The sequence below is a fragment of the Pelistega suis genome (assembly GCF_013133795.1).
Lineage (GTDB): Bacteria > Pseudomonadota > Gammaproteobacteria > Burkholderiales > Burkholderiaceae_B > Taylorella > Taylorella suis.
In genome coordinates, this window is the sequence record NZ_JABGBN010000001.1 from 326,216 (window position 1) to 340,016 (window position 13,801).

Below are 13,801 nucleotides of genomic sequence, written 5' to 3' on the forward strand. Positions count from 1 at the left end.
ATTAGCCTTTTTTGATATTTGATGGCATCGGTTTGCCGTTATAACGTTTACGGCATTCTGCAACAGCCGTATCTACTTGTGATCGTGCTTGTATGATAGAACGAACCCGACCTCGATCAGGAGAGTTTGGTCCGCCATCTGCAGAATATGTGCCTTTTTTGCTATTGTATCTCACCACATCGCCGCGTAACACATCCACAACTTTACCGCATACACTACGTGTTACGATAGACTGTCCTAGTAATTGGACAACTTCAGTTTCACCATTGTAAGTGGCTTTGAGACCCTCAGCATGAATGGTTTCATAATTCTCTGGACGCTCTTCATAGATGGTAACTTTTTTGTTAGGACTAACAGTAGCAACAGCGTGTTGAAAGCCTTTGGCATCTTCTTTGAGGTTGACATCGTCTGCAGTTAAGCGCATTAAGCCACGAGTGAGAATGACATTGCCTTTAAAATTGCTTGTCTTATTGGCATCATCATAACTGAGAGAGTCAGATAAAATAAGTGTTTCTGACTCATCCGCTTTTTTGGGTGTCTGTGCATGGGCTAAAAGAGAGAAGCTACAGAGACTTAACGCACTGAGCAATAAAACCTTTTTCATTCTGAAGAGCCTTTGTTTTGGTTTGCTTTGTTAATATCATCTGGTGAAATTCTAACGTTAGAGTTATTGAAAACTTCAAGACGACGAGTTTCATTATTGTAAATCATTCCTGTACCCTTCATGCGAGAATTACCTTGTTGGACATCAGCTACTTTATCTGTTTTAACGATATCTTCTTTGGGCAAAATAGTTAATTCTTCGCTACGTACATCAAGAGCAGAGTTTTCCTCTGTAGGGAAACGATGGATATGTGCGTCTCCTTGCAGGAGAATTAAGTCGCCTTTGTCTTTTAAGGTGGTTAAGTTGGCGCTTGCTAGTGTGCGAGGGTTGTTAGGATGCATGCCGATAAGATGTGCTTTGTCGGCTTCATACGAATCATCGTCAGGGTAATGGCGTAGCTTCTCACCGGTTAGCCGGTTAATGGCTTGACCTTTTTCATTGGTGGTAATCATAGTGAATTTGCTGGACCATGCATCTGGCTCATGTCGTATAGTGATGGGTGCATCAATAGGGACTGCTCGTTGTGCGTAATCCGCTGCCCACCAGGTTGTCAGTACAAGACCGATGAGTAGGAATAGTGCAATGAGAGCAGGAAGACGATCTTTCATAATGCCTCAGTTATTGAATAGCTAATCCACGAACGAGAAGAGAGCCTTGTAAAAAAGGACCTAATAAACCTTGAGAGGCAAGAATAACGTCTGCAAGCTCTCTTGCAGCGCCATATCCTCCTTGAACAGAGGTTACCCAATGTGCAGCTTGTTGAATATAAATTGGGGCATGGGGTACGCTGACCGCTAAGCCTACTTTTTGCATCGCTTGTAAATCAATAATATCATCACCAATATAGGCGATTTGGTCTAAGGTAAAACCATTTTCTGAGGCGACAGTTGAAATCAGCTGACCTTTATTGCGTGCATCTTGGTAGACGAGAGCAATGCCTAAGTCAGCCGCACGACGTGTGACGATAGGACCGCTACGCCCCGTAATCAGCGCCACTCGGATGCCGCTTTGTTTAAGCATTTTTAAACCATGACCATCTAGAGCATTAAAGCGTTTGAGTTGCTCTCCTGCTTCGTTATATAAGAGAGAGCCATCTGTAAGTACACCGTCTACATCTAGTGCAAGGAGACGAATATTTTCAGCGCGTTGACGTACTGTTTCGGGTACTTTTGAGAGAATCAATGATTCAGCAGGATGAGGGATTTTATTTGTCATGGTGTTTTTTATTAAATAACTTTGGCGGTCATTAAATCGTGCATATGTAAAGCACCAATAAGAACGCCGTTTGAGTCAGTGACTAAAATATGAGATACACGAGCTGTTTCCATAACGCTAGCAGCTTCAACGGCTAGTGCGTCTGAGGCAATGCTTTTAGGTTGAGCGGACATCACGTCTTTGATGAGATAATGTCGAATATCCCCTTCTTTTTGGATAAGGCGACGTAAATCTCCGTCGGTAAAAATGCCAATAGGTTTGCCATGCTTATCTATGACACAGGTCATCCCCATGCGTTTGCTTGACATAATAGCCAGCGCTTGCGTCAATGGTGTGTCAGGTGTAGTAATAGGTAAGTCATCTCCTTGGCGCATAACATCATAAACATGGGTGAGTAAGCGACGTCCTAATGCCCCACCCGGATGAGAACGAGCAAAGTCAGATGCACCAAAATGACGTGCTTCTAAACAGGCGACTGCTAATGCATCACCTAGGGCAAGCGTCACCGTGGTACTGGCAGTGGGAGCTAGACCAAGAGGGCAGGCCTCCTTTTCTACGTGCGCATTGAGAAAAATATCACTCATTTTTGCTAAGTCTGAGCTAGGATTTCCACCGATACCGATAACCTTAGTGCCTAATCGGCGAATCACAGGCAAGATGGTAGATAATTCATTAGACTGTCCGGAATAGGAAATGGCGATGACGACATCTTCTCCTGTTACCATGCCTAAATCACCATGAACCGCTTCAGCAGAGTGAACAAAAAAGGCAGGAGACCCTGTGGAAGCAAGAGTAGCGGCTATTTTGCGACCAATATGACCTGATTTGCCGATGCCAGTGACGACAACACGACCTTTGCATGCTAGAAGTATTTCTACAGCTTTAATAAAAGTATCGTCTAAGCGAGCAGCAAGAGATACCAAAGCCTCGGCTTCGGTAGAGATTGTATTTTTTCCTGATAAAAGATAAGCATGCATATTCTTCATAAGTGTATTTTAATGTAAGTCATTAGCAAAATTTGGAGTTTCGTAATGACGTGCAAAAACTTATCTGTTTAAGGCTATAATCATGAGTTGCTATTTTACTCTTTTAGGTTTATCGATATGCAATACAATCCAGTTGAAACCGTTCGTCAGTCTATTCGTTCGATTAGTGATTGGCCAAAACCAGGGGTCACTTTTCGAGATATTACGCCTGTATTGCAAGACCCTCGTTGCTTTCGTATGTTGATTGATATCTTTGTTGCTCGTTATATGCGCCAGCGATTGGATTTAGTCGCAGGAGTGGATGCTCGAGGCTTTATCATTGGTAGTGTGATTGCTTATGAGTTGAATCTTGGATTTGTGCCTATTCGTAAAAAAGGAAAGTTACCTTTTGAGACTGTTGGAGAGGACTATGATTTGGAATATGGTAGTTCTTCGGTAGAAATTCATACAGATGCTGTTAAGCCTGGGCAAAGAGTGCTATTGATGGATGATCTTATTGCAACAGGAGGCACTTTGTTGGCTGCAAGTCGGTTATTGCAACGCTTGGGCGCTAATGTGGTTGAAGCGGCGGCGATTATTGATTTGCCAGAATTAGGCGGGTCTAAATTGATTAAAGAAAGCGGTTTACCAGTTCATGCCTTATATGAATTTTAATAAGTCGATAAGCACTTCTTGTAAAAAAGCTCAGCCTGAACTGAGCTTTTTTGTTGTGTGTAATGTAAAAATACCTAGAGAAATAATTTATAAGCAGGATTATTGCTCTCATTGGTATAGGGATAACCTAGTTCTTCTAAGAAAACTTTAAAGGATTTTTTGTCAGAAGGAGGGACTTGCATACCGACTAGAACGTGTCCAAAATCACCTCCCATATTACGATAGTGGAATAAGCTAATATTCCACTCTGGACTCATAGCATCCAAGAATCGCATTAGAGCACCGGGGCGCTCAGGGAACTCAAAACGATAAAGCTCTTCATGTTCGGCGAGTACAGAGCGTCCACCGACCATATAGCGTAGATGAGTTTTAGCTAAATCATCATTGGTCAGATTAAGTACTTCAAACTTGTTCTTTTCGAGTAATTTTTGCGTTTTTTCAGCATCATCTGCTAGCGATGTTTGTACGCCAACAAAAACATGTGCTTTGGTTTTATCGGAAATGCGATAGTTAAACTCAGTGACATTACGACTACCAAGTGTTGCACAGAGCTGTTTAAAGCTTCCTCGTACTTCAGGTAAGGTGACAGAAAACAATGCTTCTTTGTGCTCACCTACTTCGGCACGTTCTGCTACAAAACGTAGGCGGTCAAAGTTCATATTAGCACCAGAGGTAACGGCAACGATATTTCTATTTTTCCAGCGGTGTAGTTGTGCGTATTTTTTGGCACCAGCAACGGATAGTGCTCCTGCAGGTTCTAGGATATTGCGTGTATCTTGGAAAACATCGCGTAAAGCCGCACAAATTTCATCGGTGTTTACGGTGATGTAGTCATCCACCAATGTTTTACATAATTTGAATGTTTCTGCTCCAACTTGTTTTACGGCAGTACCGTCAGAGAATAAGCCGACATCATTTAAGGTGACGCGACGGTTATTTTTGACGCTCTTAATCATAGCGCAAGAGTCTTCTGTTTGAACGCCAATGACCTTGATAGAGGGATCTAATGCTTTAATATACGCCGCTACCCCTGCAATCAGTCCGCCGCCACCGATAGCACAAAAAATGGCATCGGGTTTTTGAGGGGATTGACGTAAAATCTCCATAGCAATCGTGCCTTGGCCTGCAATTACATAAGGGTCATCAAAGGGGTGAACAAAGGTGAGTTTCTCTTTCTTTTCAAGTTCAAGAGCATGTGCATACGCATCTGAATAGCTGGTTCCTGCAAGAATAACCTCACCACCTAAACGACGGACGGCGTCCACTTTTACCTGAGGAGTGGATGTTGGCATGACAATCACAGCACGACAGGCTAGTTTTTGGGCAGAAAATGCCACGCCTTGTGCGTGATTACCAGCTGAGGCAGCAATTACCCCTCGATCTAACTCTTTACGAGAAAGATGCGCCATTTTGTTATAGGCACCACGAATTTTAAAACTGAAAACTTGTTGCGTATCTTCACGTTTTAAATAAATGGCATTGTTAGTCTTACTGGAGAGTAATTTTGCAAAATCAAGGCTAGTTTCCTCGGCAACCTCATATACTTTTGCGGTGAGAATCTGTTTTAAATAAGAGTTTTTCATGCGATAAGCCCTTCTTGCTTAAGTACTGAATGGATTTTTTGGGCAAAAACTAAAGCACCAGCTTGATCGCCATGAATACATAGGGTATCGGCTTGAATGGGAATTTTTTTGCCTGATTGAGCTATCACAAAGCCGTCTTTGACCATATGTAGGACTTGTTGAATAGAGACTTCTATCTCGGTAATCATCGCACCTGCCTGTGTACGAGGCGTTAGCATGCCGTCATCTTGATAACTACGATCGGCAAATACTTCTTGTTTGACCGTAAGTCCCAACGATTGTGCAATAGTGACTGCTTTGCTATTAGCGAGTGTAAATAATATGAGAGAAGGGTCTACATCATACACAGCCTGTGCAATGGCCGTCGCTAGCCCTTCATTATTGGCCGACATATTATAAAGGGCGCCATGTGGTTTGACATGATGAAGTTTTGCCCCTTGGCTTTTGGCTACGGCTGCGAGAGCACCAATTTGGACAACGACTAAATCATAGGCTTGTTCTGGTGTAATAGGAATATTGCGACGACCAAACCCTATTAAATCATTAAAACCGGGGTGGGCACCAATATTGACGTTGTGTTTAATAGCATCAGCAACGGTTTTTCTCATTGTATGGGGGTCACCGGCATGGAAACCACAAGCAATATTAGCGGAGTGAATATAAGGCATAATGTCGCTATCATGTCCCATTTTCCAAGCCCCAAAGCTTTCACCCATATCACAGTTTAAATCTATCGTCATTTTGTTCTTATCCTAGAAATATGTGAATTTGTCCGTTAAAAAGTCTACTGTATCACGAAGTTGTACTTGGAGTTGTTTAAATCGAGCATTTCGTTCTGCCCAGATTTTTTGTGCTTCATCAATGGTAGTTAAGGAAAAACGAACACTTTGTCCCGGTAAAGATTGTGCGAGATAGCCTAAGTCTGCTGTGATAACATTAGCCAGTTTAGGATAGCCTCCAGTACTTTGGCGATCTGCCATGAGCACAATAGGGTTTCCATCGGGAGGTACTTGAATAGTGCCAAAGGAGGTAGGCTCTGAATAAATTTGTAGTGGTTCAGTAAGATTTAGTGAACAACCTTGCAAGCGATAACCCATCCGATCGGATTGAGCGCTAATTTTGTATTCTGTATCTAAGAATTGATGAATAGAGTCATCGGTAAATTTTGCAAAATGGGTGCCTGGTATCACTCGTAAAGTTTGTCTTGGCTGAATACCTAGACCTGAGGTCAAATATAAGCTACGTGAGGCGATAAATTGTTTGATTTCTAAAATATGACGAGAGCGGAAACGACCATTTAATTCAAGGATATCGTCTTTTTGTAGCGCTCTTCCTTGGATGCCACCTAGTTTTGACTTTAAATCGGTGCTAAAACTATTGAGTACTTTATTGCCTTTTAGTCCTCCAAATAGCGCTAAATAAGCTCGTGCTCCCGTATTGTCAGAGCTGGATTTAAAGCTTAGAGTTTGTCCTGGAGTTAAGATATAACTACGGTTGTTTTGAATAGGTTCATTATCAATATGGGGACTCAGAAAGGCCCCTGTAATAGCGATGCATGCATTGCTATCAAATCGTAGGGTAGGGCCTGTGAGAGTGATTTCTAAGCAGGGTAGAATACGAGAATTGCCTACCAGAATATTGGCTAGTCGTAGGGCACTAGGATCCATAGCACCTGTAACGCCAACGCCTAGCCGCTGATATTGCCAACGTCCTTCATCTTGGATGGTACTAAGCATGCCGGGTTTTATAACAACAATACTCATCTTATTTTAAGCTTAAAAATTCTTCTTTAGAAATGGGGTTGAAAACAATTAAATCACCGGGCTGGTAGAGCGTATATGGTGCATTATTCTCATCAAATAGTTTAATAGGGGTTCTGCCGATAATATGCCAACCTCCTGGAGTTTCGTAGGGATAGATAACACATTGACGATTAGCAATCGCAATGGAGCCTGCTTCTAATTTTACTCTAGGTGTAGCACGACGAGGAATGTTAAGTTTTTCGTCGAATAGTCCTAAATAAGGTAAACCGGGAGAAAAGCCCAACATAAATACACGAACAGGGTGTTGACTATGAAGACGAATAATATCTTCAACACTGATTTGTAATGTGTGAGATAGTTCTTCTAAATCAATGCCAAACTCTTTGTCGTAACAAACGGGTATTTCTACGGTTTTTGTAAAATTATTGTCATTGTTGCCTAGTACGAGATGTGCATCACAAATCGGTTTTAGCCAGTCGCTCAGTGTTTGAAATGCCGTAGCGCCTAGGATATCAAGATTGTAATAGACACCGACTGTACTGAAGGTCGGGATTGCCTCAATAATACCGTGAGCTGATTTATTGGTTATTCGTGTATTGATTTCGTTAGCAATACGAATAGCAGCAGCATTAACCTCCACATCTGGATGTTGTTGCGAAAGAGATTGAATACGAATGATAAGCGTGCTATCACCTTCGTATTCGAATAAATAAGGGAGTGCTGTACTCATAAATTTGATGCAATATTTTCTTGTGGAAATACTAAACTAAAGGTGCTGCCTTTATTGAGTTTACTTTTAATCTGTAATTTTGCATTATGTCGAATCGCAATATGTTTAGTGATGGCTAGCCCTAAGCCTGTACCGCCTGATGCTCGCGAGCGGCTTTTATCTACGCGATAAAAACGCTCGGTAACGCGAGGAATATCACTTGGTGCAATGCCAAGACCTGAGTCAGTGACACTAAAGACAGCTTCATTTTGCTCATTGACCCCCCAGAAGACACTAATTGTGCCACCTGAAGGTGTATATCTTACTGCATTTGTAAGCAAGTTGGTAATAGCTGAGCTAAGTTCTGTTGCATTGCCTGTTATGGTGAGGTCTTGGTTAATATCCCAATGAAAGCTATGTTGTTGGCTGGATAGTGCTTCAGTTTGTGCCCGCGCTTGTTCGATAAGGCTCTGTATCGCAACGGGGGGCTGGTCGCCGAGTTTGGTGGATTCTAGTGTTGATAAGGTGAGCAAATCACTGACAATAGCCAACATTCGGCTAGTTTGTTCTTGCATTAAACTTTCAAAGTGTTGGCGCTGTTCGGCTGAAATGGCTTCAGGGGGTAAGTCTTTGAGTGTTTCTAAAAAACCACTTAATACCGTTAGTGGAGTACGAAGTTCATGAGAAACGTTGGCAACAAAGTCTTGTTGTGTGGTACGCAAGGTTTCTAATTGTGTGTTATCAAAACAAAGCAGTAGGATATTATCACCATTGTATTGGGTTAACTCATATTTGAGGTGATAACGTCTTCCATCGCGAACTTCTGACACAAGAAAAGGTTTTGACCAATTGCCTTCAGAGACGTATTGATAAAAATCTGGAGTACGAATATAGTTTAGTAAGTTGTGACCACTATCTTTTTTGTAATCAATATTAAGGAGCTGCTTGGCATGACGATTACACCAACGAATCAGATAGTTTTTATCTAAAATAATGACAGCAGCGGGAAAGGCGTTGGCTGCCCATAAGATATTTTGATTAAGTTGATTTGATTGGGCTAAATCAATGGTTTGGCTACGAAAATGCTTATAAATAGGGTAGATGATTTGTTCGTATTTGCCAACATAACTTGGCGGTGTATTTTCGATATTATTGACCCAGCGTAGTGTTTTCAAAAATAAGCGGTAGTCCATAAGGACATAAGCAAATAATAAAATACCGATAGTAATAAGACCGGAAAAGCCTCCTTGCCATGATTGGACAAGAGAGGCTATGAGTAGGGTCAGGATTAAAAAAATAAAGGGTCTGGTGTTTAGCATATATATGTCAAAGCGCGGGTTTGCTCGTAAAGCGATACCCGCTACCTCGTACTGTCTCAATGAGATTATGGTGTTCGCTTGGTTCTAGCGCTTTACGTAAGCGACGAATATGCACATCAACGGTGCGTTCCTCTAAGAAAACATGATCGCCCCATACTAAATCAAGTAATTGGCCTCGTGTGAATACACGGTCGGTATGGGTCATAAAGAAATGCAGTAATCTAAATTCCGTTGGGCCAAGGGTGAGCTTTGTATCGTGACCTGTCACCCGATGAGCAACGGGATCTAAATGTAGACCAGCCACTGTAATTTCATCGTCGGTTAGCTGAGGGGAGCGACGACGCAATACAGCTTTAATACGTGCGAGCAATTCTTTGGGTGAGAATGGCTTGGTAATATAATCATCAGCCCCGCTTTCTAGCCCCTCAATTTTGTCATCTTCCGTACTTTTTGCTGTTAGCATAATAATAGGCGTATCACGCGTGCGTTCATCTTGTCGTAATGTGCGAGCGAGTGTGAGACCTGATGTAGTAGGAAGCATCCAATCTAATAGGATAAGGTCGGGTAGTTCAGCGTTAATCAGAATCTTAGCTTGTTCAGCATCCATTGCACGGAGCACTTTATGACCGGCAAAGGTCAAATTGACTGCAATGAGTTCTTGAATTGCGGGTTCATCTTCAACAACGAGAATGGTACTTGCCATAATAGGGTAAAATAAGAAAATCGATTGATAGGAAATGTATAAGTGACAGCTTATACGCTTAATTAGCTTATCCTAAACTTATTTTATGTCATGTTTGTGACAATTTATTGTAAAAATTATGAGTATTGAAAATAAAACACCTGAACAAGAAACGACTCACTTTGGCTTCCAGACAGTAAAAGAAGTCGAAAAAGCGAATAAGGTCGCCAATGTATTTCATTCGGTGGCGGCACGTTATGATGTGATGAACGATTTTATGTCGGTTGGTTTGCATCGCATTTGGAAAATGTTCACCATTGGTAAGTCTAATGTGCGTCCCGGCATGAAAGTGCTAGATATTGCCGCAGGGACGGGTGACTTAACCATGGCTTTTGCGAAAAAAGTGGGCAAAACAGGTGAGGTATGGCATACCGATATTAATGAGTCTATGCTGAGTGTAGGTCGCGATCGTTTGATTGATAAGGGTTTTAGTGTACCTAGTGTTGTGTGTGATGCGGAAGCTTTGCCTTTTCCAGATAATTACTTTGATATTGTTACGGTGGCGTTCGGTTTACGGAATATGACGCACAAAGATAAGGCGTTGGCTGAAATGCTACGCGTCTTAAAACCGGGTGGTAAGCTATTAGTTTTAGAATTTTCACAAATCTATAAGCCTTTAGCTCCAGCGTATGATTGGTATTCTTTTAATATTCTTCCTTGGTTAGGTAAAAAAGTGGCGAATGACGAAGACAGCTATCGCTATTTAGCGGAGTCTATCCGTATGCATCCAGACCAAGAAACACTGGCTCAAATGATGAGGGATGTGGGTTTTGAGCGAGTGAATTATCATAACCTAACAGCGGGTATTACAGCTTTACATGAAGGAATTAAGCTTCGCTAATCTGAGGCGTAGTGAGTGCTGGAAACCAACTGAAACTTAGTGATTTTACGTATAGTGAGGAAATTGTATTTTATGCTACACTTGACTTCACTTAGTATGAAATTCACTAATATTTAAAGGAAGTTATGAGAAAGAAGTTTTCTAAAGTTTTATCGGCAGCTGTGGTAATATTTGCCTCTTCTACGATGTTTATGGCGGATGCTGAGGCTCGTCGTGCAGGTGGTGGCGGTAGTTTTGGTCGTCAGTCTAGCAATATTAATCGAGCGCCTGCTACTCAAGTTCCTGTAGCACCGACAGCACGTACTAATAATGCGGCAGCACCTACGGCAAGTAGTACGACGACAGCTCGTAATACCGCAACACAACCACAACGCAGTGGTATGTCGCGTTTCTTAGGACCTATTGCAGGGATTGCGGCAGGTTTAGGTATTGCGGCCTTACTTTCTCATTTGGGCTTAAGTGGCGCTTTCTTAGAGTTCTTATCTAGTGCTATTCTGATTGCGATTGTCGTATTTGGTGTGATGTTTATTCTACGTCGTTTACGTGGTGGTGCTACTCGTCCAGTGACAGCGGGTGCAGGTGCTTACTCGGGTAGTCATACTGCAAATAATACATTTCGTGCTTCATCAGAGAGTCAGCAACCTGTGGTTACACCAGCCGCAACGTCAGCACCGAGTGTTGCCGATACGCAAGTGGCTCAACCCTTAGATTCAAGTTGGTTTATTCCTGCTGATTTTAATACGGTAGCTTTCTTGCAAGAAGCCAAAAAACAATTTGTCTTTATCCAAGACTTGTGGGATAAGGGGGATGTTGTTCAGTTGCGTCAATATATGACAGATGATTTAGTGCGTGAACTCACACCACAGATTGAGGCACAGTCAGGTCGTACCAAAACTGAGGTAGTCTTATTAAATGCTGAATTGCTTGGTATGGAGAAAATTACCGATGCTGGTTTTGATGGACATTTAGCGAGTGTCCGTTTCTCAGGTATGTTACGTGAGGAGGCCAATCAAGCAGCTTTCCGTTTCGAAGAAGTTTGGAATTTATATAAAGCAGACAATAGTGGTTGGTTACTTGCTGGTATTCAGCAAATTGATGTCTAATCAACTAAATGCTCATTTAATGTAATCTGTGCATTGTAAATCCCTGATTGATATTTTTCAGTCAGGGATTTTTGTTAAACTAGAGTTCTTATTTTTATTGTTTTCTATTATGTTTTCTAGCCTTCAGCCACAGCAAATTGCTATTAACTTACTCAATGCGTTATTACGACGCGAAGAATGGGCCTTAAAAAAAACGCAATTACACGCTGGCAAATATATTCGTTTGAAAATTAGTCGTTTTCAGCTTGTTTTATTGATATTGCCAACAGGATATATGAGCTTGGCAGATGCAGAAACAATGCCTAATGTGACATTGACAATCGATGATTCATCATTACAACGTCTACCTACGGTGTTGCGTGAAAAAGCGAGTATGGATGAGTTAGCTTCTTTATTACATATAGAGGGTGATGCTGGTTTGGCGAGGTTAGTGTCTGAGTTGGCGCATGATTTACGTTGGGATATCGGGGCAGAATTAAGTAATATGGTTGGCCCTTTTATGGCTAATATCATGCTAAATACCTTTAAGAAAGCGATGGTAGTGGGTAAGGAAGTTCACGAAAAAGGACTTGAAAAAACAAAGGCATTCTTAAGTCAAGATTACCACGTTATTGTGCAGGCACCAGTCGTTGATGTACTAAAAGAGGATATTCAATCTTTGCATCAATCTATCGCACAATTAGAACAACGCATTCAAAAATTACAGAAGGTTTAAATGAGATTTTTGCGTTTAATACGAATTACCTTTATTTGTTGGCGATATGGGCTAGATGAGTTATTGCTCGAAAGTATTCATCATCCTGTGGCGACATTTCTCATGAAAATGACCCGTTTGGGGCGTAAATACAGCAAACCACGAGGCGAGCGCTTACGAGAGGCGCTGGAGACATTAGGGCCTATTTTTGTGAAGTTCGGGCAGGTTTTATCGACGCGTCGTGATTTAGTCCCACATGATATTGCGGATGAGTTAGCTTTATTACAAGACAAAGTACCTCCGTTTGCCTCTGAGAAAGCTGTCGAAATGATTGAAAAATCTTTAGGCAAACCGCTAAATGAACTTTTTGCTGAGTTTAATCTGACTCCGCATGCGTCAGCCTCGGTAGCACAAGTACATATTGCCTATTTGTTTAATGGTAAAAAAGTAGCTGTTAAGGTATTGCGTCCGGGCATGCTCTCTGTCATTGAAAAAGATTTGGCCTTAATGCGCTCTTTTGCTTCCCTAGTGCAACGTTATATTCCTGATGGAAAACGCTTAAAACCTAAAGAAGTCGTTGCAGAATTTGATCAATATTTGCATGACGAACTCGATTTGCAAGTGGAAGCAGCGAATTGTAGCCAGTTGCGTAGAAATTTTATCAATGATCCTAAGCGTGCTGGTTTGTTACTCGTTCCAGAAGTATTTTGGGAGTATTCCAGTAAGGATGTCTTTACGATGGAATGGATGGAAGGTATTCCTATCAATCGTATCGATGAGTTAAAAGCTCATGGTGTCGATATTGCTAAGTTAGCGCGGATGGGAGTGGAGATTTTCTTTACGCAAGTATTTGATGATGGATTCTTTCACGCGGATATGCACCCCGGTAATATTCTGGTTTCTTTGGAGGAAAAGACATTTGGTCAATATATTGCGGTGGATTTTGGTATCGTCGGCTCTTTATCTGAGTTTGATAAAAATTATTTAGCGCAAAACTTTTTGGCCTTCTTCCAGCGAGATTATCGTCGTGTGGCTCAATTACATATTGAGTCGGGATGGGTGCCACGAGATACTCGCGAGGAATTGCTTGAAGGTGCTGTACGAACGGTATGTGAGCCTCATTTTGATCGACCCTTATCTGAAATTAGTTTGGGGCAAGTATTGATGCGTCTATTCCAGACATCACGTCGGTTTAATGTAGAAATTCAACCTCAATTAGTGTTATTGCAAAAGACATTGTTGAATATTGAGGGAATGGGTAGAGAATTAGATCCCAATTTAGATTTATGGCAGACGGCAAAACCTTTCTTAGAAAAATGGATGTGGCAAAGAATTGGACCACAAGGGTTTGCTTCTCGGCTTAAAAAAGAGGCGGCACAATGGTCAGGGATTCTTCCTGCATTACCTCGCCTTTTACAACAAAACTTATCAAAAGAGGATTATTCTGCAGAAATTCTTAAGGCTTTGCAGACACTAAGTGCGGAACAAAAACAACGTAAACGCCTTGCATGGGTTGGTACAGGGATTGCTTTAGCAAGTTTTGCTATGGTGGTGTATTTTGTTGTGTTACCGATGCTATAACGAGGAA

Annotated in this window: 15 protein-coding genes; 5 read left to right on the top strand and 10 right to left on the bottom strand. The window is 41.7% G+C overall.

The features are described 5' to 3' along the window. Position 1: 1 nt before the first annotated feature. From lptA to HKX39_RS01625, 4 genes are read right to left on the bottom strand one after another with little or no spacing between them, the layout of a single operon-like run. Entirely contained in the window at positions 2–604 is a 603-nt protein-coding gene (lptA, locus tag HKX39_RS01610; protein ID WP_171679557.1) for a lipopolysaccharide transport periplasmic protein LptA, read from the bottom strand. Next, entirely contained in the window at positions 601–1,212 is a 612-nt protein-coding gene (gene lptC, locus HKX39_RS01615) for an LPS export ABC transporter periplasmic protein LptC (protein ID WP_171679558.1), read from the bottom strand. The genes lptA and lptC overlap by 4 nt, the downstream gene beginning before the upstream one ends. 10 nt (positions 1,213–1,222) lie before the next feature. Next, positions 1,223–1,819 (bottom strand): KdsC family phosphatase, encoded by a 597-nt coding sequence (locus tag HKX39_RS01620; protein ID WP_171679559.1) that lies wholly within the window; start codon positions 1,817–1,819, stop codon positions 1,223–1,225. An 11-nt stretch (positions 1,820–1,830) separates the two neighbouring features. Beyond that, the gene (locus HKX39_RS01625) at positions 1,831–2,805 is read right to left on the bottom strand and encodes a KpsF/GutQ family sugar-phosphate isomerase (RefSeq protein ID WP_171679560.1); all 975 of its coding nucleotides are present in this window, start codon (positions 2,803–2,805) and stop codon (positions 1,831–1,833) included. Positions 2,806–2,922: 117 nt separating this feature from the next. Between HKX39_RS01625 and HKX39_RS01630 the strand changes: the two genes are divergently transcribed. Continuing rightward, a complete protein-coding gene (locus HKX39_RS01630; RefSeq protein ID WP_171679561.1) occupies positions 2,923–3,459 on the top strand; it encodes an adenine phosphoribosyltransferase in 537 nt (178 codons plus the stop codon). A 74-nt stretch (positions 3,460–3,533) separates the two neighbouring features. Here HKX39_RS01630 and ilvA read toward each other — a convergent pair whose 3' ends face one another. From ilvA to phoB, 6 genes are read right to left on the bottom strand one after another with little or no spacing between them, the layout of a single operon-like run. Then, positions 3,534–5,042, bottom strand: coding sequence for a threonine ammonia-lyase, biosynthetic (gene ilvA / locus HKX39_RS01635; protein ID WP_171679562.1), 1,509 nt, complete (start codon positions 5,040–5,042; stop codon positions 3,534–3,536). Next, positions 5,039–5,782, bottom strand: coding sequence for a LamB/YcsF family protein (locus HKX39_RS01640; RefSeq protein WP_171679563.1), 744 nt, complete (start codon positions 5,780–5,782; stop codon positions 5,039–5,041). The genes ilvA and HKX39_RS01640 overlap by 4 nt, the downstream gene beginning before the upstream one ends. 12 nt (positions 5,783–5,794) lie before the next feature. Further along, on the bottom strand, positions 5,795–6,805 hold the full coding sequence (locus HKX39_RS01645; protein ID WP_171679564.1) for a 5-oxoprolinase subunit C family protein: 1,011 nt from the start codon (positions 6,803–6,805) through the stop codon (positions 5,795–5,797). A 1-nt stretch (position 6,806) separates the two neighbouring features. Next, entirely contained in the window at positions 6,807–7,535 is a 729-nt protein-coding gene (pxpB, locus tag HKX39_RS01650) for a 5-oxoprolinase subunit PxpB (RefSeq protein WP_171679565.1), read from the bottom strand. Then, complete coding sequence (phoR, locus tag HKX39_RS01655; protein ID WP_171679566.1) at positions 7,532–8,833, bottom strand: phosphate regulon sensor histidine kinase PhoR; 1,302 nt, start codon at positions 8,831–8,833, stop codon at positions 7,532–7,534. The genes pxpB and phoR overlap by 4 nt, the downstream gene beginning before the upstream one ends. 7 nt (positions 8,834–8,840) lie before the next feature. After that, on the bottom strand, positions 8,841–9,536 hold the full coding sequence (gene phoB, locus HKX39_RS01660) for a phosphate regulon transcriptional regulator PhoB (RefSeq protein ID WP_171679567.1): 696 nt from the start codon (positions 9,534–9,536) through the stop codon (positions 8,841–8,843). A gap of 118 nt (positions 9,537–9,654) precedes the next feature. On the opposite strand from phoB, the gene ubiE reads away from it, so the two are divergent. The 4 genes from ubiE to ubiB all read left to right on the top strand — a co-directional run bounded on the left by ubiE (position 9,655) and on the right by ubiB (position 13,794). Further along, positions 9,655–10,416, top strand: a complete 762-nt coding sequence (gene ubiE / locus HKX39_RS01665; protein WP_171679568.1) for a bifunctional demethylmenaquinone methyltransferase/2-methoxy-6-polyprenyl-1,4-benzoquinol methylase UbiE — start codon at positions 9,655–9,657, stop codon at positions 10,414–10,416. A 125-nt stretch (positions 10,417–10,541) separates the two neighbouring features. Further along, positions 10,542–11,519, top strand: coding sequence for a Tim44 domain-containing protein (locus tag HKX39_RS01670; protein WP_171679569.1), 978 nt, complete (start codon positions 10,542–10,544; stop codon positions 11,517–11,519). A 109-nt stretch (positions 11,520–11,628) separates the two neighbouring features. Beyond that, positions 11,629–12,234, top strand: a complete 606-nt coding sequence (locus HKX39_RS01675) for a ubiquinone biosynthesis accessory factor UbiJ (RefSeq protein ID WP_171679570.1) — start codon at positions 11,629–11,631, stop codon at positions 12,232–12,234. Further along, a complete protein-coding gene (ubiB, locus tag HKX39_RS01680) occupies positions 12,235–13,794 on the top strand; it encodes a ubiquinone biosynthesis regulatory protein kinase UbiB (RefSeq protein WP_171679571.1) in 1,560 nt (519 codons plus the stop codon). It begins immediately after the preceding gene. Positions 13,795–13,801 lie beyond the last annotated feature (7 nt).